General features: G+C 62.4%; 15 protein-coding genes, 2 tRNA genes and 1 pseudogene. 4 read left to right on the forward strand and 14 right to left on the reverse strand.

Going from position 1 to position 22,358, the window contains the following annotated elements; all coding sequences use genetic code 11:
* Positions 1–99 precede the first annotated feature (99 nt).
* From AC3A6M_RS07965 to AC3A6M_RS07985, 5 genes are all read right to left on the reverse strand, one after another.
* Entirely contained in the window at positions 100–996 is an 897-nt protein-coding gene (locus tag AC3A6M_RS07965) for a recombination-associated protein RdgC (protein WP_487852192.1), read from the reverse strand.
* Positions 997–1,083: 87 nt separating this feature from the next.
* Positions 1,084–2,160 (reverse strand): DNA polymerase IV, encoded by a 1,077-nt coding sequence (dinB, locus tag AC3A6M_RS07970; RefSeq protein WP_487852193.1) that lies wholly within the window; start codon positions 2,158–2,160, stop codon positions 1,084–1,086.
* A gap of 129 nt (positions 2,161–2,289) precedes the next feature.
* Positions 2,290–4,077: a S8 family peptidase gene (locus AC3A6M_RS07975; protein WP_487852194.1), complete on the reverse strand. Its 1,788-nt coding sequence runs from the start codon at positions 4,075–4,077 to the stop codon at positions 2,290–2,292.
* Between the two features lie 155 nt (positions 4,078–4,232).
* A complete protein-coding gene (locus AC3A6M_RS07980) occupies positions 4,233–6,056 on the reverse strand; it encodes a S8 family peptidase (RefSeq protein WP_487852195.1) in 1,824 nt (607 codons plus the stop codon).
* Positions 6,057–6,502: 446 nt separating this feature from the next.
* Positions 6,503–8,725: a TonB-dependent receptor gene (locus AC3A6M_RS07985; RefSeq protein WP_487852196.1), complete on the reverse strand. Its 2,223-nt coding sequence runs from the start codon at positions 8,723–8,725 to the stop codon at positions 6,503–6,505.
* 316 nt (positions 8,726–9,041) lie between these two features.
* Here AC3A6M_RS07985 and AC3A6M_RS07990 point away from each other — a divergent pair.
* Positions 9,042–9,117: transfer RNA gene (locus tag AC3A6M_RS07990), tRNA-Val, on the forward strand.
* A 47-nt stretch (positions 9,118–9,164) separates the two neighbouring features.
* A tRNA-Asp gene (locus AC3A6M_RS07995) sits at positions 9,165–9,241 on the forward strand.
* Between the two features lie 215 nt (positions 9,242–9,456).
* On the opposite strand, the gene AC3A6M_RS08000 is transcribed toward AC3A6M_RS07995, so the two are convergent.
* The 7 genes and pseudogenes from AC3A6M_RS08000 to AC3A6M_RS08030 form a co-directional block, all read right to left on the reverse strand.
* Positions 9,457–10,605 (reverse strand): GGDEF domain-containing protein, encoded by a 1,149-nt coding sequence (locus AC3A6M_RS08000; protein ID WP_487852197.1) that lies wholly within the window; start codon positions 10,603–10,605, stop codon positions 9,457–9,459.
* Between the two features lie 296 nt (positions 10,606–10,901).
* Positions 10,902–13,106 carry a YgiQ family radical SAM protein gene (locus AC3A6M_RS08005; RefSeq protein WP_487852606.1) on the reverse strand — a complete coding sequence of 735 codons (2,205 nt, stop codon included), beginning with the start codon at positions 13,104–13,106 and terminating at the stop codon, positions 10,902–10,904.
* 178 nt (positions 13,107–13,284) lie between these two features.
* Positions 13,285–13,578 carry a DUF4404 family protein gene (locus tag AC3A6M_RS08010; protein WP_487852198.1) on the reverse strand — a complete coding sequence of 98 codons (294 nt, stop codon included), beginning with the start codon at positions 13,576–13,578 and terminating at the stop codon, positions 13,285–13,287.
* Positions 13,575–13,787 carry a VF530 family protein gene (locus AC3A6M_RS08015; protein ID WP_487852199.1) on the reverse strand — a complete coding sequence of 71 codons (213 nt, stop codon included), beginning with the start codon at positions 13,785–13,787 and terminating at the stop codon, positions 13,575–13,577. The genes AC3A6M_RS08010 and AC3A6M_RS08015 overlap by 4 nt, the downstream gene beginning before the upstream one ends.
* Positions 13,788–13,966: 179 nt before the next feature.
* Positions 13,967–16,090 (reverse strand): M3 family metallopeptidase, encoded by a 2,124-nt coding sequence (locus AC3A6M_RS08020; protein WP_487852200.1) that lies wholly within the window; start codon positions 16,088–16,090, stop codon positions 13,967–13,969.
* Positions 16,091–16,161: 71 nt separating this feature from the next.
* Positions 16,162–18,309 carry a M3 family metallopeptidase gene (locus AC3A6M_RS08025; RefSeq protein ID WP_487852201.1) on the reverse strand — a complete coding sequence of 716 codons (2,148 nt, stop codon included), beginning with the start codon at positions 18,307–18,309 and terminating at the stop codon, positions 16,162–16,164.
* A gap of 130 nt (positions 18,310–18,439) precedes the next feature.
* Positions 18,440–18,883 (reverse strand): annotated as a pseudogene (locus AC3A6M_RS08030) (TMEM175 family protein); the annotation flags it as partial.
* A gap of 47 nt (positions 18,884–18,930) precedes the next feature.
* On the opposite strand from AC3A6M_RS08030, the gene AC3A6M_RS08035 reads away from it, so the two are divergent.
* Complete coding sequence (locus AC3A6M_RS08035; protein ID WP_487852202.1) at positions 18,931–20,643, forward strand: recombinase family protein; 1,713 nt, start codon at positions 18,931–18,933, stop codon at positions 20,641–20,643.
* A 176-nt stretch (positions 20,644–20,819) separates the two neighbouring features.
* Here AC3A6M_RS08035 and AC3A6M_RS08040 read toward each other — a convergent pair whose 3' ends face one another.
* Both AC3A6M_RS08040 and merR read right to left on the reverse strand, forming a co-directional pair.
* Positions 20,820–21,380, reverse strand: a complete 561-nt coding sequence (locus tag AC3A6M_RS08040; RefSeq protein ID WP_487852203.1) for a recombinase family protein — start codon at positions 21,378–21,380, stop codon at positions 20,820–20,822.
* A 155-nt stretch (positions 21,381–21,535) separates the two neighbouring features.
* Entirely contained in the window at positions 21,536–21,934 is a 399-nt protein-coding gene (gene merR, locus AC3A6M_RS08045) for a mercury resistance transcriptional regulator MerR (RefSeq protein ID WP_487852204.1), read from the reverse strand.
* A 72-nt stretch (positions 21,935–22,006) separates the two neighbouring features.
* Between merR and AC3A6M_RS08050 the strand changes: the two genes are divergently transcribed.
* Positions 22,007–22,351, forward strand: coding sequence for a mercuric transporter MerT family protein (locus AC3A6M_RS08050; RefSeq protein ID WP_487852205.1), 345 nt, complete (start codon positions 22,007–22,009; stop codon positions 22,349–22,351).
* Positions 22,352–22,358 lie beyond the last annotated feature (7 nt).

The following is a 22,358-nucleotide window of genomic DNA, read 5'->3' on the forward strand; positions in this document are numbered from 1 at the left end:
CATTACCCGCAACCTCATCAGCTACTTACTTCTCTTCAGTAGCTGCTCTTCCTTAATTATCCCGGACAGCAGTGCGCCTGCGCGGGAACGACGAGCACATTACGCCTTCGCTTCCCCGCCCAGCGCCTCGACCAGGTCCGCCATCATCTTCGACAGCTCACCGGTCATCAGCATGATGTCGTTGTCGAAACGCTCGTCATCGCTGTAGGTGATGGTTTCGTTTTCCTTGATGACGTCGAGCGGCTTGACGCCCTTGACCGCCAGCTGCTCGGTCAGCACGAAGGACACGCGGCTGTTCCAGGTCATGGCCAGGCGGGTGCACTGCTTGCCGGCGGCGATGTGGCGGCGGATGTCTTCCGGATCCAGGGAGTGCTTCACGTAGCGCACCGCGGCCTTGCTCTCGCCGGTGGCGCGCAGCTCGGTGTCCTGGTCGATCGTGAAGTTGTACGGCGCCTCGTCCGATTCCAGCCAGCCGGTCATCACGGCCACCGGCGAGCTCTGCACGCGCAGCGATTCCAGCGGCATCTTGTCGACCGCCTTCAGCAGCAGCTTGATCACGTCGTCGGCCTTGGACGGGCTGGCGGCGTCGATCACCAGCCAGCCGTTGACCGGGTCGATCCAGGTCCAGACGTTGCTGCGGATCGAAAACGCGCGCGGCAGCAGCTCGTCGGCCACGCGCTCCTTCAGTTCCTTCATCGCCTTCTTGCCCGGCGGGAAGCCCTGCTGCTCTTCCAGCTCGGCGGCCCTGGCCTTGGCCACCTGGTTGATCACCGAGCCCGGCAGCAGCTTCTTTTCGGTGCCCAGCATCATCAGCATCTGCTTGTTCACTTCGTGGACCAGCTTGCCGTTGCCGCGCGGCGAATCCCAGCCCTGGCGCAGCAGTTCATTGCTGCTGGCCGGCGTGAACGCCTGCGATTGCAGCGCCTCTTCCATTTGTTCGGCGGTAAATGCCCACGGTGCAGGCAGGCGGTAAATCTGAAGATTCTTGAACCACATAGTTGCTTTCAGTTATCTCTCAATTCCAGGGGAACGACATTCTACACGCTGCCGGGCAGCAATTTTCACCCGACAGGGCAGCCTTTTTTAATGTGTTGTGCGTTCGTCAAACAGACTGAGCTGCTCGACCTGCTCGGTATCGCCGAGCCGCACGCCGACGCCCAGCAAACGCACCGGGCGGCTGGCGCGCAGCCAGCCGGTTTCCATCAGGTGCGTATAGATACCCAGGTTCGGCGCGTAGCCGACGCACTCGACCGTAGTCTGCTGGAAGTCGTTGAACTTGATTTTCACGAACAGCTTGTTGATGAATTTTTCCGCATTGTTGCGCTTGATACGTCCCTGCAGGTGCTCCATCAGTTCCGGCAGCAGGGCCAGGCAGGCTGCCAGGTCCGGCACGTCCGGGGTATAGGTTTCCTCGGTGCTGATCGACTTGCGCTCGCGGAGCGGATTGACTTCGCGATAGTCGATGCCGCGGCACAGGTCGTACAGCCGGCCGCCGAAGGAACCGAAATGCTCTTGCAGCTTCGCCATGCTCCAGCTGCGCAGATCGGCGCAGGTCTGTATTCCGAGGCCGTTCATCTTGGCCGCCGTCACCTTGCCGACGCCATGCAGCTTTTTTACCGGCAGTGCGGCCACGAACGCGTCGACCTCGCCAGGTCGCACCAGGAACAGGCCGTCCGGCTTGTTCCAGTCGCTGGCGATCTTGGCCACGAACTTGTTCGGCGCCACCCCGGCCGAGGCCGTGATGCCGACCGTCTCGGCAATGCGCCGGCGGATCTCCTGTGCGATCAGGGTCGCGCTGCCCTTGCAATGCGGCGACGCCGTCACGTCCAGGTAAGCCTCGTCCAGCGACAGCGGCTCCACCAGTTCCGTGTAATCGCGGTAGATGTCCATGATCTGGCGCGAGGCGATCCGGTACTTCTCCATGTTCGGCGGGATCAGCAGCAGTTCCGGGCACAGCTTCATCGCCTGGGCGGTGGCCATCGCCGAATGGATGCCGTAGCGGCGCGCCTCGTAATTGCAGGTGGCGATCACGCCGCGCTGGTCCGGCCTTCCCCCGACCGCCAGCGGCCGGCCGCGCAGCGACGGGTCGTCCCGCATCTCGACGGATGCGTAGAAACAGTCGCAATCGCAGTGGATGATCTTGCGGGTCGGGGTGTTCATACTGTAATTGCATACAGTATCTTCGGAATGGCGCGATGATGCAAGAGTGCAATGCCGGTCATCGCCGAATAAAAAAGGCGCGCAACCTGCGTCGCGCGCCCTCTTCCTGCCGCCGGCAGGCGATGCCGCTTACCAGGTGAACTTCAGCGTGTACTTGCCGACGCCCCCCGCGTGATAGCGCACGCGAATGTAACGCGCCTGGGTGGTGGTCGCGGTGTTCGTCACCGACACCGCATCGCTCACGCCGGCGCCGTTGGTGCTCTGCGCCAGCTGGGTGCCGCCGGCGTTGTAGGCGTACAGGTCATAGTCCAGCGCGCTCGAACCCTGGGTCAGGGTGGCGGTCAGGGTCTTGCCGGCCGGGACCTGGACCACGAAGTAGTCGTTGTCGGTCGTGCTCGACAGGCTGCCGCTGACCACGGCGCCCGACACGCTCACCGCGTTGGCGGTCGAGATGTAGTTGTTCGACTCCACCTCGTTCTGCGCCGGCGGCTGCACCGTGGTGGTGGCCGTGACCGCGTTCACGGCCGCGGCGGCATCGACGATGCCTGCGCCGCAACCCGAGCAGCTTGCCGGGAAGGCGCGCGCGGTGGCTTTCAGCCTGGCTTCGACTTCGTCCGGGGTCAGGTTCGGATTCTTCGCCAGCATCAGGGCGGCCACGCCGGCCACGTGCGGCGTCGCCATCGAGGTGCCCATCATGTAGCCGTAGTTGTCGCCCGCCGGCGTGGTGGTGCCGGCGTTCCAGGTCGACAGGATCGCGCCGCCGCTGTCGCCGCCCGGCGCCGCCACGTCGACCACCGTGCCGTAGTTCGAATACGACGCCTTGCCGCCGCTACGGTTCACCGCCGCCACCGTGATCACGCCGGCGCAACTGGCCGGGTTCGCGTTCGACGCATTGACGTTCGAATTGCCGGCCGCGACCACGACCACGGCGCCGCGCGAACGCGCGCTGTTGATCGCAGCCTGGGTCGTGCTGTCGCAGGCGCCGCTGCCGCCCAGCGACAGGTTCAGCACGCGCGCCTTGTTCGCGTTGGCCGGCGCACCGGTGACGGCGCCGCCGGACGCCCAGATCATGGCATCCGCGATGTCCGAGGTATAGCCGCCGCACTTGCCCAGCACGCGCACCGGAACCACCTTGGCGCCGAAGGCGACGCCGGCCACGCCGACGCCGTTGTTGGTCCTGGCGGCGATGGTGCCGGCCACGTGGGTGCCGTGCCAGCTCGAGGCCTGGTCCTGCGCCGGCGTGCCGCCGCCGCACTGGCCGGCAACGGTGCTGTCGCCGACGTCGCTGGCATCGCTGTCGCGGCCGTTGCCGTCGGCGGCGATGGTCGCGCTGGTGATGAAATCATAGCCCGGCAGGATCTGGCCCGACAGGTCGGCGTGCGGACGGTAGCCGGTATCGATCACGGCCACGTTGACGCCGGCGCCGGTCGACTTGTCCCAGGCGGCCGGCAGGTTCAGGCCGCCCTTGGCTTCGTAGTAGTGCCACTGCTGGCTGTACATCGGGTCGTTCGGCGCGAACAGCGGCACCATGATGCGGTCGGGCTCGGCGTATTCGACGTCCGGATCGCGCGCCTTCAGTTCGGCGGCCAGGGCGCGGGCTTCGTCCAGCGACATCGTGCGGCTGAGCTGCAGCACGTCGGCGCCGGTGGCGGTCGCGCGCAGCGCGCGCATGGTGGCGCCGAGCTGCTGGCCGGCGCGGGCCTGCAGGGCCTGGCGTGCGGCCGACGTGGCGCGGGCGGGCATGGCGCCCTTGGAATTGTCGACCGCGTCCTTGTACTTGACGATCAGGCGGTCGGTCTGGGTGATGGCCTGGGTAAGTGCCGCATCGGACGGCGCGGCATGTGCAGCCAGCGAGCCGAAGGCGACGAGGGCTGCGGCGCAGATTTTCAACACGGGAGTCATCTTGTGGTGCGTCATGCTTGCTTCCTCTTTCCGATTAACCGAACAGGAAAGCGTAACGAAAAGCGGCCCGCTTGGGGCCGCTTTAGGGGTTTTCACCACAGAAAAATTTTTGATAAGTAATTGATTGATAAAGGAAATGTGTCCTTACGGCATTTTCCTTTACAGACAACTTACCAGGTCAGCTTCAGGGTGTACTTGCCGCTGGTCGAACCGGTGCCGCCGCTGTAGTACTTGACGCGCACGTAGACGGCCGCGGTGGTGCTGCCGTTATTGATCACGCTTGCCGAATCCACCGAGCCGGTACCGTTGGTGCTGGAAGTGATCTGGGTGCCGGCGCTGTTGTAGATGTACAGGTCGTAGTCGGAGGTCGAATTCGGCGTCAGGGTCGAGGCCAGGGTCTTGCCAGCCGGCAGCTGGACCAGGAAGTAGTCCGTGTCGGTGCTGCTGGACATGGTGCCGTTGACCGTGGTGCCCGAGGTCGCCACGCTGTTGGCGGTGCCGATCGTGTTGTTCGACTCGGTTTCCGACATCGTGGTGCCGGTGCCGGTGCCGGCGGCGGCATCGATTGCCGCCGAGGCGTCGACGATGCCGGCGCCGCAGCCGCTGCACGATGCCGGGAAGGCACGGGCGCTCGACTTCAGCTTGGCTTCGACGTCGTCCGGGGTCAGGTTCGGGTTCTTCGCCAGCATCAGCGCGACCACGCCGGCCACGTGCGGGGTAGCCATCGAGGTGCCCATGTAGCCGACATAGTTGTCGGCGCCCGGGGTGGTGGTGCCGGCGTTCAGGGTCGACAGGATTGCCGCGCCGCTGTCGCCGCCCGGCGCCGCCACGTCGACGATGGTGCCGTAGTTCGAGTACGACGCCTTGCCGCCCGACTTGTTGGTGGCCGCCACGGCGATCACGCCGGAGCAGTTGGCCGGGCTGCTGTTGCTGGCGTTCTGGTTCTCGTTGCCGGCCGCGACCACGACCACGGTGCCGCGCGAACGGGCGCCGTTGATTGCGGTCTGGGTGGTGGTGTCGCAGGCGCCGCCGCCGCCCAGGGACATGTTGATCACCTGGGCCCTGGCCGCGATGTTGGTCACGCCCGAGACGGTGCCGCCCGAGGCCCAGATGATGCCGTCGGCGATGTCGGAGGTGTAGCCGCCGCACTGGCCCAGCACGCGCACCGGCACGACCTTGGCGTTGTAGGCAACGCCGGCCACGCCCATGCCGTTGTTGGTCAGGGCGGCGATGGTGCCGGCCACGTGGGTGCCGTGCCAGCTCGAGTTGCTGGCCGGTTCGCCGGTGCCGCACTGGCCCGCGGCGGTCCAGTCGCCCGGATCGCTGGCGTCGCTGTCGCGGCCATTGCCGTCGTTCGAGATGGTGGTGTCGCCGATGAAGTCATAGCCGGCCAGGATCTGGCCCTGCAGGTCGACGTGCGGACGGTAGCCGGTGTCGATCACGGCCACGCGGATGCCGGTGCCGGTCGATTTGTCCCAGGCCGCCGGCATGTTCATGCCGCCGACCGGATCGAAGTAATCCCACTGCTGGTTGTAGTACGTGTCATTCGGCACGAACATCGGCTTCATGATGCGGTCCGGCTCGGCGTACTCGACCGAGGAATCGCTTGCCACCAGGTCGGCGGCGACCTTGGCGGCTTCGGCCACCGAGACCTTGCGGTTCAGCTTGAGCACGCGGGCGCCGGTACCGATCGTGTGCAGTTCCTGGATCGTCAGGCCGAGCTTGCGGCCGACCTGGTCGACCACGGCCTTGTGCGATGCGGCCATCGGCACCGAGGCGGCGGCACGGGTCAGGCCCTTGGCGCTCGGTGCGGATTCGCCCTTGTACTTGACGATCAGGCGGTCGGTCTGGTCGGTGATGCCCGCACCGTGCGCGGCGGATGCGGTTGCTGCGCCGGCCGGCACGCCGGCGAACGCTGCGCCGGCGCCGAGGCCGAGAACGGCCGCTGCGCAAAGGGTCAAGACTGCCGGGTACATCGATTTCTGAGACTTCATGTTTCTTCCTTTTTATAGAAAAACACAAAAGTTTTTGATTTTCCGCAAGCACAACAGCAAAGCCGTGTGCCTGAGATCTAGTTGTATCGACGCCATTTCTGTGCGTCGATTTCCCGTCTGAAAGCGAGAGACGGAAGAGTAGCGCGAAGGAAGGAACAATGTAGAAATTTCACAATTGATTTCGGCATCTTTACAACGGAAAATGGCTTTCCGTAGCAAAAACCTACTTTATTCGGCGGGAAAACAGCTCAGCAGAATAAGATCTTGCTAAAAAAGGCGGGAAAATGCGGGATTCAGCATTCTCGGTCAATCACAATATTTAACACATTGTTTTGACTTATATCAGATATAACCAAGAAATCTTCACAGACGTGCATATGCCGACTAAATGAAAAAAGGCCGCGATCACTCGCGGCCTTTTCCTCATGCAGACAGCAGTTTAAGGCTTAGAAATTGCCCTTGAACTGAACGCCCCAGGTACGCGGCTCGTTGGTGAAGCCGGTCAGGTTGTTGAAGTCGATGGCGCCGGTGATGCGGCGCTGGTCGAGGATGTTGCGGCCGAACGCTGCCACCTCATACTTGCCGCCTGCCCAGTTGTAGCCGACGCGCAGGCCGCCTTCGGTCAGCGGCTTGCCGCTGAACTCGGCCGCTTCGTACAGGAAGAAGTTGATCTTCGTACGGTAGGACCAGTCGGTGTAGACGAAGAACTCGCCGTCGCCCACCGGGATGCCGTAGCGCGCGGTCGCGTTGAGGGTCCACTTCGGCGCCTGCGGCAGCGGGTTGCCGTTGATGACGACGCGGCCGGCCGAGTTGATCGGGTCGGTGATCGTGCACTGTGCGCACTTGTTCACGGACAGGCTCGGATCGCGGAGTTCGGTGAAGTTGTAGCTGGCGCCGGCGGTCATGCGCAGCGACGGGCTGACGATGCCTTCGATGTCGAACTCGGCGCCCTGGGCCTTGGTCTTGGCTGCGTTGATCAGCTTGGTGACGTTCGCGTTGCCGCCGACCACGGTCAGCTGCTGGTTCTTCACTTCGAAATCGTACAGCGAGAAGTTCAGGCGTGCACGGCGCTCGAACAGGTCGGCCTTGATGCCGCCTTCGACCGAGGTGACGGTCTCGGCGTCGGCCACGGTCACCGGCACCGATGCCGAAGCAGCGGCGATACTCGGGGCGCGGAAGCCGGTCGCCACGCGGGCGTACAGGTTCACGTCACGGTTCAGCTTGTAGGTACCCGACAGGTCCCAGTTGACCTTGCTCTTGCTTTCGCTGATGCCGGCCGGGCCGATCAGGGTGACGTTGGTGTGCTCGAGGGTAGCGAAGTCCTTCTTGTCGTCGGTGTAGCGCAGGCCGCCGCGCAGCGTGAAGGCATCGTTCACGGCGTAGGTCACGGAGCCGAAGGCGGCCCATGCCTTGTTCTTCTGGTTCGAGACCACGCGCGAGGTCTGGGCCTGGGTCACGCTGTCGAAGTTGTCGCTGCCGCCGGTTGCGTCTTCATCGAAGTAGTACAGGCCGGCCTGCCAGTTCAGCGGACCGGCGTTCTTCGATTCGACACGGAATTCCTGCGAATACTGGGTCAGGTCGGTCAGGCGGCTGGCGGTCTGCACCTGGAAGGGGATGAAGCCCGGGCCGGCCGGGGTGCCGCCGTCGATGTCGCCGCGGCTGTTGTAGTGGCCGACGCTTTCGTAGCCGGTGATCGAGTACAGCTTGACCGCGCCCAGGTCCCACGACAGGCGCAGGTTGGCGCCGTTGGTCTTCAGGTCCTGGTAGTTCAGGGCGTTGGTGACGATGCTGTTCAGGTCGTAGCCGTCGACGATATCGGCCGTGCCCTTCTTGATCAGGTTGGCGCGGAACAGGCGGGCGCTGCCGTTGGTGGTGCGCTGGTGCACGTTGAACAGGGCGCTGAAGGTCGCGTCCGGGGTGTACAGGAACTGCACGCGCTCGGCGTGCTCGTTGTAGCCGTCCAGCTCACCGGTCTTGTTGGTCCTGGCGACGTCGCTGTAGTTGTTGACGTAGTCGTCGCGGTGCTGGCGCAGGGTCGACACGCGCATCGCCCACTTGTCCGACAGCGGCACGTTGACGGCGCCTTCCAGGTTGACGGTGTTGTGGGTGCCCCACGAGGCGTTGTAATAGCCTTCGACCTTCTTCAGGTTCGGCTTTTCGGATTCGAGCTTGACCACGCCGGCCGGGGTATTGCGGCCGAACAGGGTGCCCTGCGGGCCGCGCAGCACTTCCACGCCGGCCACGTCGAAGATCGGGAAGCCTTTCAGGATCGGATTTTCCTGCACGATGTCGTCATAGATCAGCGACACCGGCTGCGAAGCGAACAGCGAGAAGTCGGTGTTGCCGTAGCCGCGGATGTAGAAGCGCGGGAAGGTGCGGCCGTTCGACGATTCGATGTTCAGGCTGGGGACCTTGCCGGCCAGCACGCGGATGTCTTCGCCGCCGGAGACGATGACGTCCAGTTTTTCACCCTTGACGGCGCTGACGGAAACCGGCACCTCCTTGATGTTTTCGGTGCGCCGCTGTGCCGTCACGGTGACGGTCTGCAGCTCGTTGTTCGATGTAGCTTGGGCCTGTGCCAGGGCCGAGGCGGCCGGCAAGGCGGACAGCGCCAGCATCGCACCGTGGGTGGCGATGACGCGCTTGTGCATCTTGGACATCTTGATCATTGCATTTCCTAGAAGAGTGAGAAAAACTGCCGCGTGTCTCCGCCATTTCCCGGTATCCGCCCCGTACGATGCGCATCGTTGTCGATGTCTTTATATTGACGGGCTGGTAAGCGCGCAATTGTCGGGCATGTGTATAAGCTTATGCAAGAAATAAGCGCATGAAAGCACACGCATACAACACCGGCGGCAAGAACCGGCAAGCGGGCTTTTCACTTTTTTCAGCAAAACCCTTGCGTGCTACGGAAGGGATACGCTATGATGCGGGCCTCTTCGGACGTGATGACAAGCGTCGGAGGACATCAAAGAAGCGGTATGCGGGCGCTTAGCTCAGTTGGTAGAGCGGATCCCTTACAAGGATTAGGTCGGGAGTTCGAGCCTCTCAGCGCCCACCAGATCTTCCAGATGATGTCCGGAATGCGAAGAACCGATCAGTAGAAACGGAGCGGTAGTTCAGTTGGTTAGAATACCGGCCTGTCACGCCGGGGGTCGCGGGTTCGAGCCCCGTCCGCTCCGCCAGAATCAAAGAAAAAAGGTCCGCTTGTCGGGCCTTTTTTCTTTTCAGGTACAGGAGGATCTCCCCTGCGGGAGATCCGGTTTCGGGCTCGAAGGGATTCGCTTGCAAGCGAATCCGCGGCCCGCGGGACGTGGGCGAGCCCCGTCCGCTCCGCCAGAATCAAAGAAAAAAGGTCCGCTTGTCGGGCCTTTTTTCTTTTCTGCGTTTGCGTTTTAGTTCACGCCCGCTTGAGCATGGGCGCGCCGACCTGGACGCGATTGCGCCCGCCGGTCTTGGCCGCGTACAGCGCATGGTCGGCGCGCGCCAGCGCCGCCGTCAGCTCCTCGCAGGCGTCGATCACCACCACCCCGATACTGACCGTCATGCGGTAGCCCGGCGCGCAGGCGATCACCGGCGCCGCGGTCACCGCCATGCGCAGGCGCTCGGCCGCCTCGAGCGCGCCATCGAGCGTGGTGCCGGGCAGGGCCAGCGCGAATTCCTCGCCGCCGAGGCGGCCGATCACGTCATGCTCGCGCAGCACGCCGCGGACGGTGTCGGCGAACACGCGCAGCGCCTCGTCGCCGCAGGCGTGGCCGAAACTGTCGTTGAGCTGCTTGAAGTGGTCGATGTCGAGCATCAGCAGGGAGATCGGCTTGCGCAGGCGCAGCGCCAGCATGCGTGCGCCGTCGGCGCGCTCGAAGAAGGCGCGGCGGTTGAGTGTGCCGGTGAGGCCGTCGACGGTGGCCAGCCGGCGCATCAGCGCATCGTCCTTCTGCTTGCACAGCAACAGGAAGCCGAAACCGTTCACGATCATCAGGAGGTAGCTGGCCAGGTAGGCCAGGCCGATCATCGACGTCGCGCCCGGTCCGGGATTGCCGCCTTCAAAGCCCAGCCAGGTCCAGATCGCCAGCGCATACACGATGTTATTGACACCGATGATCCGTTGCAGCAGCGGCGCCTCGCGCGGACGCAGCAGGACCACGGCCGCGCCGAACACGGACAGCGCGATGATGAAGGAAATCAGCTCCGTCAGCTGGAGCCGCGAAGCGCCGGTGGCCACCGCATAAGCGACCGCCCCCCAGCCGGGCAAGGTGAGCAGGTAGAGGGACCGGCGCCAGCGGGTAAAACCGAAGAACAGGCAGTTGGCGCCCACTTCCAGCGCCACCCCGCCCAGCCAGACGCAGGCGGACAAGCCCTCGATCAGTCCTGGCTCGAACTGCGGCGCGATCCACCAGCAGAGCTGGGCCAGGCCGATCGACAAGCGGCCCCACATCCAGTAGCCGAGGGCCGGACTGTTTTCCGCGCCGCGCATATAGCCCGCCATCAGCAAGGCGAAGGCAATATTGCCGACACCCAAAGCCAGCATGAAAGTTTGAATATCGATCACTCGTCATCCTTCAGGGATGGTCGCAGCTATTCGTATAATTATTGCAACGACTGTTTCCCAAAGGAATTATATTACACGCTTTCAAATTTAGCGCACGCACAATTCGTGCACGGAACGAGTTTGCTGTCTGATAAAACAAACACCCCGCAAATTCGGGGTCAGAGCACTTTTTAGAACAAGTCGAGAGCAGCGTGCACGCTCCCAGCCTCTTTTTTAGGGACGAACAATTGTGCAAAAAAGTGCTCTGACCCCGAATTCAAGGCCGAAAAAAACCGGGGACGCGCCCCGGTTTCTTGTTACTTCCGCCCCGCCCTCGGCTTGGCCTTGATGGTCGACAGGATCCCTGGCTTCGCCTTGCCCGGCGGCGCCATGAACGGCGCCGGTTCGCCGCGGCCGTTGCCGCGGCCATTGCGGCGGGTCGCCACCTCGATCACGCGGCCCTTGGGCGCGGCGCTGCGTGCCTCGGCCACCAGCGGCAAGGCCTTGCGCTCGCCGCGCTGGGATGCCGCTTCCTGTTCGCTGCCGGCCGGCGGTACCAGGTGGCGCTCGCCATTGCCGATCAGGTCGCCGCGGCCCATGCGCTTCAGGCCTTCGCGCAGCACCGGCCAGTTCTCCGGATCGTAGTAGCGCAGGAAGGCTTTGTGCAGCTTGCGGGTCTTGCCGCTCTTCGCGGTGAGGACCTCTTCGGAATCCGCCGTCACCTTGGCCAGCGGGTTCTTCCCGGTGTGGTACATGGTGGTCGCCATCGCCATCGGCGTCGGCGTGAAGGTCTGCACCTGGTCGAGGTGGAAGTTGTTCTTCTTCAGCCACAGCGCCAGGTTCAGCATGTCCTCGTCGGTCGAGCCCGGGTGGGCCGCGATGAAGTAGGGGATCAGGTACTGCTTCTTGCCCGCCTCCTTCGAGTACTTGTCGAACAGCGCCTTGAACTCGTCGTAGGCGCCGATACCCGGCTTCATCATCTTCGACAGCGTGCCCTCTTCCGTGTGCTCCGGCGCGATCTTCAACAGGCCGCCCACGTGGTGCGTCACCAGCTCCTTCACGTATTCCGGCGAACGCACGGCCAGGTCGTAGCGCAGGCCGGAGCCGATCAGGATCTTCTTGATGCCGGGGATCGCGCGCGCCTTGCGGTACAGCGAGATCAGCTTGCTGTGGTCGGTGCCCAGGTTGCTGCAGATGGTCGGATACACGCACGACAGGCGGCGGCAGGTTTCCTCGATCTTCTTGTCCTTGCAGGACAGGCGGTACATGTTGGCGGTCGGGCCGCCCAGGTCCGTGATGGTGCCCGCGAAGTTCTTGGTGGTGTCGCGAATGAGTTCGATCTCGCGCAGGATCGACGGCTCCGAACGGCTCTGGATGATGCGGCCTTCGTGCTCGGTGATCGAGCAGAAGGTGCAGCCGCCGAAGCAGCCGCGCATGATGTTCACCGAATAGCGGATCATCTCCCAGGCCGGGATGTGCGCCTTGCCGTAGCTCGGGTGCGGCGCGCGCGCGTACGGCAGGTCGTAGACGCCGTCCATCTCGTCCATCGCCAGCGGCAGCGGCGGCGCGTTCAGCCAGACGTCGCGGTCGCCGTGCTGCTGCACCAGCGCGCGCGCATTGCCCGGGTTCGACTCCAGGTGGAACACGCGCGAGGCGTGCGCGTACATCACCGGGTCTTCGCTGACGGTCTCGAAGGACGGCAGGCGCACCACGGTCTTTCTCGCCTTTTCGCGGGCGGCGGCCTGGCGCTGTTCGCGCGTCATGATGACGATCGGCTTCACTTCCGGTTCCGGCTGCGCATTCTCGGTGGCGCAGGCTTTGGTGTCTTCCTGCGCCATCGCGTACGGGTTCGGGTGCGGATCGACGCGGCCCGGCACGTCCACGCGGGTCGAGTTGTGCACGCTCCACTCTTCGTCCGGCAGCCAGCCGTGCGGCACCAGGAAGGCGGTGCCGCGCAGGTCGCGGATGCTCTTGATGTTCTCGCCGGCCGCGATGCGGCGCGTGACGTCGACCAGGGCGCGTTCGGCGTTGCCGAAGATGACGAGATCCGCCTTCGATTCGAACAGCACCGAGCGGCGCACCTTGTCCGACCAGTAGTCGTAGTGCGCGATGCGGCGCAGCGAAGCCTCGATGGAACCGGCGATGACCGGCACGCCCGGGAAGGCTTCGCGGGCGCGCTGGCAGTACACCGTCACGGCGCGGTCGGGACGTTTATTCGGCTCGGCGTTCGGCGTGTAGGCATCGTCGGAGCGGATCTTGCGGTCGGCCGTGTAGCGGTTGACCATCGAGTCCATGTTGCCGGCGGTGATGCCCCAGTACAGGTTGGGCTTGCCGAGCGCGCGGAACGGCTCCACGGACGTCCAGTCCGGCTGGCTGATGATGCCGACCCGATAACCCTGCGCTTCCAGCAGGCGGCCGACCAGCGCCATCCCGAAGCTCGGGTGGTCGATGTAGGCGTCGCCGGTGATCAGGATGATGTCGCATGAATCCCAGCCCAGCTTGTCCATCTCGGCGCGGGACATGGGCAGGAAGGGAGCGGCGGGAGCACGGCTGGAGCGCTTGGGGACGCTCGCGAAAAGATTCGAAGGGGAGTTCATTGGCCGACATTTTACAGGAAAAGCGTGCGGCCAGCTCCCTCCGCTGCCAAAATTGGCTTAGTTTTCAACAACTTGGCTCATCCGTTGCGGATGATGTGTTGCGTCAGATACCCATGTTGTTGAGGATATTGCCAAGCTGGCGCAGGGCCGGCTCGAGGTTCGGGTGGCGCGCCGCGAAGCGGGCCGTGATTTCCTGGCTGCGCGAGGCCAGTCCGTAGGTGTTGGCGTCCGGATTGTCGGCACGGCGCTCGAGCACATGCTTGATGTCGCCGTCGAGCTGGCGCAGCAGCATCTCCAGCTCGTCATCGACCTCGCCCGTTTCCTCGAGATGGCGGTGCAGGGTTTTCAGGTGCGCTTTCAGGGTGTCTTCGTTGTCGGGCAGCATATCGTCCCTCATGGTGTGAACTTCGTCTCGAGATACAACTTCTCGACCCTTTCGCGGGCCCAGGGCGTCTTGCGCAGGAACTTCAGGCTCGACTTGATGCTCGGGTCCTTGATGAAGCAGTTGATATCGATGCGTCGGCCGAGCCCGTCCCAGCCGTAGTGCTCGACCAGGCGCGTTAGCAAGGATTCTAAAGTAATACCGTGTAATGCCTGAACACTCATTGCAGAGGTGATGTCCTTGTGGGGGCGTTGTGGGAAATTTTATATCCGAAGGGGAAGGATGGGCGCGCACCAATGCCGTCGTTCCCGCGCAGGCGGGAACCCAGGTTTTGCGATCGTGCGGAGAACTTGGGCCCCCGCCTGCGCGGGGAGTCGTTTCCGGCAATGCCGGGAACGACAACTCACTCGCCAGTCAACCCACGACGCTCCAGCAGCGGCTCGATCTTCGCATCGCGGCCGCGGAAACCGCGGTACATGTCCATCGCGTCCATGGTGCCGCCGCGCGACAGCAGCATCTTGCGGAAATGGTCGCCGTTCTTGCGGGTCAGGCCACCGTTTTCCTTGAACCACTCGACGGTGTCGGCGTCCAGCTTCTCGGCCCACAGATAGCCGTAGTAGCCGGCCGAGTAGCCGCCCGAGAACACGTGCGAGAAGTAGGTCGTGCGGTAGCGCGGCGGGACCAGCGGGAAATCGACGCCGGCGTCATGCAGGGCCTTGGCTTCGAAGCCGAGCACGTCGGACGGGACCTGGCTTGGCGCCAGCTGGTGCCAGCTCTGGTCCAGGATCGATGCGGCCAGGTACTCGGTGGTGCGGTAGCCCTCGTTGAACTTGGCGGACGCCTGCACCTTGTCCAGCAGCTCCTTCGGCATCGGCGCGCCGGTCTGGTAGTGCTTGGCGTAGTTGGAGAGGACCTCCGGCCAGGCCATCCACATCTCGTTGACCTGCGACGGGAACTCGACATAGTCGCGCGGCACGCGCGAACCCGAGAAGCGCGGGTACTTCACGTTCGAGAACATGCCGTGCAGGGCATGACCGAACTCGTGGAACATGGTGCGCACTTCGTCATAGGTCAGCAGGGTCGGCTCGCCGGCCGCCGGCTTCGGGATGTTCAGGTGGTTCGCCACCACCGGGTGCTTGCCCAGCAGCGTGTTCTGGCCGACATAGGCGTTCATCCAGGCGCCGCCGCGCTTGTTCGAACGCGCGTACGGATCGTGCAGGAAGATCGCCAGCTGCTTGCCGTCGGTGTCGAACACGTCGAACACGCGCACGTCCGGGTCGTACACCGGCAGGTCCTTGCGCTCCTTGAAGGTGATGCCGAATTCCTTGTTGGCCGCATAGAACACGCCGTTCAGCAGCACGTTGTTGTACTCGAAGTAGGGACGCAGCTGGTTCTGGTCGAAGGCGTAGCGCTGGGCGCGCACCTTGTCGCTATAGTAGTTCCAGTCGTAGGCGGCGGCCTGGAATTTGCCGCCCTCGGCATCGATCACCTTCTGCAGGTCGGCCGCTTCCTTCTTCGCGTTGTTCACCGCCGGCCTGGCGAATTCGGCCAGCAGCTTGTTGACGGCGCCGGTCGTCTTCGCGGTCTGGTCTTCCAGCATGTAGGCCGCATGGCTCGGGTAGCCCAGCAGCGCGGCGCGTTCGGCGCGCGCCTTGACCAGCTCCAGCACCAGGCTGCGGTTGTCGAAGTCGCCGCCGTGACTGCCGCGCGCCAGCGAGGTCGCCAGCAGCTTCTCGCGGGTCGCGCGGTTGGTCAGCACGGACAGCGGCGCCTGCTGGGTGGTGTTCACGACCGGGATCACGAACTTGCCGTCCAGGCCGCGCTTCTTGGCCTCGGCGGCGGCGACGTCGATCGCCTTGTCCGACATGCCGGCCAGCTCCTCGCGGCTGTCGACCACCAGGGCCGAGGCATTCGCTTCCTTCAGCACGTTCTGGCTGAACTGGGTCTGCAGGGCGGCGATCTTCGCGTTGTAGGCCTTCAGCTTGATCTTGTCCGCGGCCGACAGCTTGGCGCCGGCGCGCACGAAGTCGGTGTGGTAGCGCTCCAGCAGATACTTCGACTCGGCATCCAGGTGCAGCTTGTCGCGCTTGTCGTACAGGGCCTGGATCCGTTTATACAGTTTTTCGTTCAGGCGGATCTTGTCGCTGTGCGCGGCCAGCTTCGGCGCCAGTTCCTTGTCCAGCGCGTTCATGGTGTCGTTGGTATTGGCGCCGACCAGGTTGTAGAACACGGTCGAGACGCGGTTCAGCAACTGGCCCGAACGCTCCATCGCGACGATGGTGTTGTCGAAGGTCGGCGCTGCGCGGCTAGCGGCGATCGCGTCGATCTCGGCCGACTGCTGGCGCATGCCTTCCTCGAACGCCGGCGCGAAGTCTTCGTTCTTGATCTTGTCGAAGGCCGGATAGTTGAACGGCAGGGTGCTCGGCTTGGCGAAGGGGTTCGATGCCGGCAGCTGGGATGGCGCTGCGATGGCGAAGTTGGCGACGGCCGCGGTGACGGCGAGGGCCAGGATGTGGGAACGGTTCATTCTCTCTCCGGTATAAATAGTTTTGTTATTTGGTGCGTGCTGCTGCGTGGGCACGGGGTGCCCACGCGTAATCAATTACCAGTCAGGCCACGGCGTTCCAGCAGCGGCTCGATCTTCGCGTCGCGGCCGCGGAAGTTGCGGAACAGGTCCATGGCATCGGCCGAGCCGCCGCGCGACAGCAGGGTCTGACGGAAATGGTCGCCGTTCTTGCGCAGCAGGCCGCCGTTCTCCTTGAACCACTCGACCGTGTCGGCATCCAGCTTTTCGCTCCACAGGTAGGCGTAGTAGCCGGCCGAATAGCCGAGCGAGAAGCTGTGCGAGAAATAGGTCGTGCGGTAGCGCGGCGGCACCGGCGCGAAGTCCACGCCCGCATCCTTCAGCGCGGCCGCTTCGAAGCCCAGCACGTCGGCCGGGATCTGGTTCGGGGTCAGCTGGTGCCAGCGCTGGTCGAGCAGCGAGGCCGCCAGGTACTCGGTCGTGATGTAACCCATGTTGAACTTCTTCGAGGCCTGCACCTTGTCCAGCAGTTCCTTCGGCATCGGCGCGCCGGTCTGGTAATGCTTCGCGTAGTTGGCGAGGACTTCAGGCCAGGTAGCCCACATCTCGTTGACCTGGGACGGATACTCGACGAAGTCGCGCGGCGTGTTGGCGCCCCCGAAGGTCGGGTACTTCACGTTCGAGAACATGCCGTGCAGCGCGTGGCCGAACTCGTGGAAGGCGGTGCGCACCTCGTCGTAGGTCAGCAGGGTCGGCTGGCCGGCGGGCGGCTTCGGGATGTTCAGGTGGTTCGCCACTACCGGATGATTCCCCAGCAGCGAGGACTGCGTCACGTACTCGTTCATCCAGGCGCCGCCCTGCTTGTTCGGGCGCGCGTAGTAATCCATGATGAAGATCGCCAGCTGCTTGCCGTTGGCGTCGAACACGTCGAACACGCGCACGTCCGGGTCGTACACCGGCAGGTCCTTGCGCTCCTTGAAGCTGATGCCGAACTCCTTGTTCGCGGCGAAGAACACGCCGTTCTGCACCACGTTGTTCAGTTCGAAGTAGGGCTTCAACTGGCTTTCATCGAAGGCATATCTGGCCTGGCGCACCTTGTCGGTGTAGAAGGCCCAGTCATGCGATGCGACCTGGAAGCCGCCTTTCTCCGCGTCGATGACCTTCTGGATTTCAAGCGCTTCCTTCCTAGCGTTGTTCACGGCAGGCAGCGCCAGCTCGCCCAGCAGCTTGTTGACCGCTTCCGGCGTCTTCGCGGTTTCCACTTCCAGCGAATAGGCGGCGTAGTTCGGGTAGCCCAGCAGGGTCGCCTTCTCGGCGCGCAGCTTGGCCAGGCGAGCTACCTGCGCGCGGCTGTCGAATTCGCCGCCGCGGCTGCCGCGCGCCAGCGACGCCGCCATCAGGCGCTCGCGTGTGGTCCGGTTGGTCAGCGACGACAGCAGCGGCTGGCCGGTGGTGTTGGCCAGCGCGATCGCGAACTTGCCGTCCAGGCCGCGCTTCTTTGCTTCGGCGGCGGCGGCATCGATCTCGGCATCGGACAAACCGGCCAGCTCGGCGCGGGTATCGACCACCAGGGCCGACGCATTCGCTTCCTTCAGCACGTTCTGCGCGAAGGCCGACTGCAGACTGGCGATCTCGCCGTTATAGGCCTTCAGCTTGTCCTTGTCGGCCGCGGACAGCCTGGCGCCGGCGCGCACGAAATCGCGGCGGTAACGTTCCAGCAGGTGCTTCGATTCGGCGTCCAGCTGCAAAGCGTCGCGCTTGTCGTACAGGCTCTTCACGCGCTGCCACAGCCTGTCGTTCATGTAGATCGCATCCTGGTGCGCGGCCAGCTTCGGCGACATTTCGCGGTCGATCGCATCCAGCTTGTCGTTGGTGTTCGCGCCCTGCAGGTTCGAGAAGGTCGTCGACACGCGCGCCAGCAGCTGGCCAGCGCGCTCCATCGCGACGATGGTGTTGTCGAAGGTCGGCGCCGCCTTGTTGTTGGCGATCGCAGCCACTTCCTTCAGGTGCTCGCGCATGCCCGCTTCGAAGGCCGGCTTGAAGTGCTCGTCCTTGATCTTGTCGAAGGCCGGATAGTGGAACGGCAACGTGCTGACCTTGGCGAAGGGATTCGACGCATCGAGGACGGCAGCGGAAGCAGGAGCGGCGGTGGCGGGGATGGCGGTGGTTGCGTAGGCAAGCGCGATGCTTGCCGCAACGATGAAGCTGTGTGGCTGTTTCATGCGATCTTTCACGGACACTGGTTGGATGCTGCCGGAGCGAGCCCAGCAGCAGGTGCGCGAAAGATCATAGCAGGGTTATTGCCGCATCGTCATATTGGAGTGTTGCAATCCATCGTATTGACGCCGGCATTCAGGACGCTTCCTTGCGGGCCTCCGCGGCCTCTTCCGCCTCGGTTTCCTCGACCACTTTTTCCTCGATGCGCCGGTCCGGAATCAGCCATAGCACGGCCACGCCGGCATACACCAGGAACCCCAGCCATGCCGCGTACCAGGCCAGCGCCACCCCGGCCAGATATAGGACGATCGAAATCTTGCCCTTGCGGTCATCGCCGATGGCGTCGGCCAGCGTCGTGTTCTTCTCATGGTTGCGGATGAGGCCGCGCGCCAGCAGCGAATACGCGACCGCGCACATGAACAGCACGAAGCCGTAGGCGGCGGTGGGCCCGGTCTCGAAATGGTTCTCGCCCATCCAGGCCGTCACGAACGGAATCAGAGATAGCCAGAACAGTAGATGCAGGTTGGCCCACAGGATGCCGCCGCTGACTTCCTTCACGGCGTGCAGCATGTGGTGGTGGTTCCACCAACGTGCATATTACCCACAAGCTATGCTACAGTTGCAGCATGGAAAACGTGTACGCATACATCAGGTTCTCGGATGACAAACAGGCTCAAGGGTCGAGCTACGAACGACAACTCGGCCTTGCTCGGGAATACTGCCCTACTCTAATCGAGGACAAGGCTCATATCTTCTTTGACGCTGGTAAGTCGGCCTTTACTGGTGCGAACGTCAGTGAAGGCGGGGAACTAAAGCGGTTCTACGACGGTGTGGCATCAGGTGACATTCCGCATGGTAGTACGCTGCTTGTCGAAGACTTGGATCGTCTGTCACGTGCGGGTATGTGGAAGGCTTCGGACAAGCTTCGAGAACTGACAGAAAACGGTATCACGGTAGTCACGCTTCGAGATAAACACCCGTACACCGGTAAGCTCAGCCTGTCTAGCAGCCTAACTGCCCTGATCAAACAAGAGCTTGCGCATGAAGAGAGCGCCAAGAAAAGTGGACGTGTGGCAGACAGCTACGTCAAGCGATACGCCAAGGCCCGATCTGGGAAGAAGGTCAAGGTTCTGCTACCTAGCTGGCTCGAATGGGTGAGCGACGACGAGCCGTACAAGGTGAAAGAAGCTGAAGCAGCGGTAGTCGAAGAAATCTTCACGTGGGCGGCAGAGGGCTACAGTTACGCAGCTATCGCCAAGATGCTCAATCAACGTGGCACGAAGCCGTTCAGGGCCGGGAAGAAGGACAAGCTCTGGATCACTGCCAGCCTGTTTGCGCTGATCAAGAACGAAGCCGTCCTCGGCACGTACAAGCCGCGTGACGGAGGAGAGCCAATCGAGGGTTACTTCCCTGTCATTATCAAGCAGGAAGTGTTCAACGCTGCACAAGGAGCAAGGGTTGAACGTAAGGAAGGCAAGGATACCCGTAGTGGCGCATCGTTCAACGTCTGGAGCAAGGTAGGCAGTTGTGCGCTTTGCGGGAAGACTTGGCACGCTTTGCCGAAGGGTAAAGGCAATCAGGTGTATCTCGTATGTAGTGGGAAAATCGGAGGCACTTGTACGGCCAAGAACATCCGAGCAGACCGGGCTGAACTCGGCTTCCGAGAAGTGCTCCTGAACGCAGTGAACGCTGATTACTTCCTTGGGGATCAGCGAGACGAACTCATGAAAGCACGCGAGCTTCAAGGTTTGATCGACGAGGTACAGCAACGTCGCAGCAGGCAAGTTGCTCTTCTCGATATCGACCCGATGCCGGAAGTAGCTGCTGCTATCAAGAAGGCCAACGCGGAGCTAACAGAACTGCAGAAACGGAAAGAAGCTATCGACCATGCGATTGCCCAGCAGTCTGCCTTGTCTCGTAACCGTGCTGCACTGCTGGCGAAAATCGACCTTACGGAGAACCCTGCCCGGATGCAAGCGAACTCGCTCCTACGTAGGCTCGGAATCAGCGTCACCTTTGCACGGTACGACCTACGGACTGCCTACACTGCCACACAAAATGGCAAGAAGATACTGGTCGTCTACCAGCAAAACGAGAAGATACAAGCCATGGCGTATAGCGAGGACACTGCTATACGGATGTGGGAGCGTGGCGAGACTGACGAACCAGAGATGAACCTGACGTTATCTGACGTAGTGGGCAAAGTTCCAAGGACAACCGATAAAGTCGAACGCGAATGGGCTAACAAGGACATCGACTATGCTAGGGGAGGATACGGGTATGACGAAGCTTCGTTCTACGACGACTTCCCAGAAGATGACAAGCGCGTTGCCAGTTGATGCGTGTCGAGCAGACTAGTTGTCCATGAACTTGAAGCGGAGGAGTGAACCGGGCAGCAACATTCCTGTGCAGGAATTTACAAAAACTAAAATCTTGATGTAGCCACCGCGTGACTTAACACGATTGTCCTGCCGATAATATCAAGCAGAGCAGTTGTCAAAATATCAATATCTTGTCAGTCGCGTAATGCTGCGTAGAGTGTGCCCCTTGCTACTTTGAACTCAGCGGCCAGAGCGGCTTTGCTTTCACCTGCTTTGATGCGAGCCTTGATTTCTTCCACATCGGCTGGCTTCAGACGCTCTGGTCGTCCAGTGGGCTTACCTGCTGCCTTAGCTGCTGCGATACCTTCCCGCTGACGCTCCAGGATCATCGAACGCTCGAACTCGGCGAATGCTCCCATCATCGAGAGCATCAGTGTGTTCATCGGACTGGAAGTGTCTGCGCTGAAGGTCAGGTTCTCTTTAACGAAGGTGACGGTAACGCCTTTATCGTTCAGGCCCGATACAATGGCTCGCAGATCGACAAGGTTACGAGCAAGGCGGTCGATGGAGTGGACCATGACAGTATCACCCTCACGAACGAACGCCTGTAGGGCGACAAGGGCGGGCCTCTTTGCATCTTTCCCAGATGCCTTATCCTCGAATACGCGGTCGAGCTTGATGCCGTCCAGTTGGCGAGCCAGATTCTGGTCCACCGAACTCACTCGTACGTATCCGACCGTCTGCCCAGTTGCCATCTTGTTGCTCCCCTGTTGAAGTGTTCAACAAAGTCTAAGGGGTTTTAGGAAAATGTGCAACAACTATCGTTATCGACCTTGTTGAACGATGTTTCTCTGCTGTTTCCGCGTGTTCATCAAGGCGTACTTGTTGAACGGTTGACTCTGGCGCTTGCTTACTGGCCGGCTAATACATCAATGATCGGGCAAGCAGCACCATGCCGTCCAACGTCGCACTGTTGAACGAGTTGGCCCAGAGCGAGATGCATCTGCTCAAGGTCTCTGATCTTCCCCTCGATCAGTTCCCGCTTGCGCAACGCCAAGTCGCGTGTTTCGGTGCAAGCATTGGCCTGCTCCAGCGTAAGCAGGGCCGCTACCTCGTTCAGCGTGAAACCAAGAGCCTGTGCGCGTTTGATGAAGCGTAGTCGCTTCGCCTGTTCAGCAGGGTATCGGCGATGGCCTCCGGTTGGCTTCACTGGCTCGTCCAGCAGTCCGAGACGTTGGTAGTAGCGGATCGTCTCCACGTTCACCCCGGCAGCAGTGGCTAACTGGCCGATTGTCAGTTCAGTTCCCATGTATTTTCCTTGACTCCGTACTCAGGTACGGCTTGTAGACTACCACTTCGCATAATGGCACAAGGATCGAACATGGCACTGACGGAGAAAGGCTCACTGGTAGCAAGCGTATTAGCTGCTGTCGGAGCATCGGTATGTTGCGTTGGACCGCTTGTTCTGCTTGCCCTTGGTATCAGTGGCTCGTGGATCGGAAGTCTTAGCATAATGGAACCGTTCCGTCCTGTGTTCATGGCGCTGACGCTGCTGTTCCTCGGTCTCGCCTTCCGCAAGCTCTACCTGACCCCAGCGTCATGCGAGGTTGGCACCGCTTGCGCTAACCCGGCAATCCGCAAGCGACAGCGGGTTACGTTCTGGGTCGTTGCTGTGCTGCTGCTCGGCCTGCTGGCCGTACCGATGGTTGCACCCTTCTTTTACTAAAAGGTAC

Source organism: Telluria sp. Soil_C_11, from assembly GCF_057657395.1.

Excerpts from the sequence above, each read along its gene's own strand:
- AC3A6M_RS07965 (WP_487852192.1), bottom strand. The coding sequence starts at position 996 with ATGTGGTTCAAGAATCTTCAGATTTACCGCCTGCCTGCACCGTGGGCA.
- dinB (WP_487852193.1), bottom strand. The coding sequence starts at position 2,160 with ATGAACACCCCGACCCGCAAGATCATCCACTGCGATTGCGACTGTTTC.
- AC3A6M_RS07975 (WP_487852194.1), bottom strand. The coding sequence starts at position 4,077 with ATGACGCACCACAAGATGACTCCCGTGTTGAAAATCTGCGCCGCAGCC.
- AC3A6M_RS07980 (WP_487852195.1), bottom strand. The coding sequence starts at position 6,056 with ATGAAGTCTCAGAAATCGATGTACCCGGCAGTCTTGACCCTTTGCGCA.
- AC3A6M_RS07985 (WP_487852196.1), bottom strand. The coding sequence starts at position 8,725 with ATGATCAAGATGTCCAAGATGCACAAGCGCGTCATCGCCACCCACGGT.
- AC3A6M_RS08005 (WP_487852606.1), bottom strand. The coding sequence starts at position 13,106 with ATGTCCCGCGCCGAGATGGACAAGCTGGGCTGGGATTCATGCGACATC.
- AC3A6M_RS08010 (WP_487852198.1), bottom strand. The coding sequence starts at position 13,578 with ATGAGGGACGATATGCTGCCCGACAACGAAGACACCCTGAAAGCGCAC.
- AC3A6M_RS08015 (WP_487852199.1), bottom strand. The coding sequence starts at position 13,787 with ATGAGTGTTCAGGCATTACACGGTATTACTTTAGAATCCTTGCTAACG.
- AC3A6M_RS08020 (WP_487852200.1), bottom strand. The coding sequence starts at position 16,090 with ATGAACCGTTCCCACATCCTGGCCCTCGCCGTCACCGCGGCCGTCGCC.
- AC3A6M_RS08025 (WP_487852201.1), bottom strand. The coding sequence starts at position 18,309 with ATGAAACAGCCACACAGCTTCATCGTTGCGGCAAGCATCGCGCTTGCC.
- AC3A6M_RS08035 (WP_487852202.1), top strand. The coding sequence starts at position 18,931 with ATGGAAAACGTGTACGCATACATCAGGTTCTCGGATGACAAACAGGCT.
- AC3A6M_RS08040 (WP_487852203.1), bottom strand. The coding sequence starts at position 21,380 with ATGGCAACTGGGCAGACGGTCGGATACGTACGAGTGAGTTCGGTGGAC.
- merR (WP_487852204.1), bottom strand. The coding sequence starts at position 21,934 with ATGGGAACTGAACTGACAATCGGCCAGTTAGCCACTGCTGCCGGGGTG.
- AC3A6M_RS08050 (WP_487852205.1), top strand. The coding sequence starts at position 22,007 with ATGGCACTGACGGAGAAAGGCTCACTGGTAGCAAGCGTATTAGCTGCT.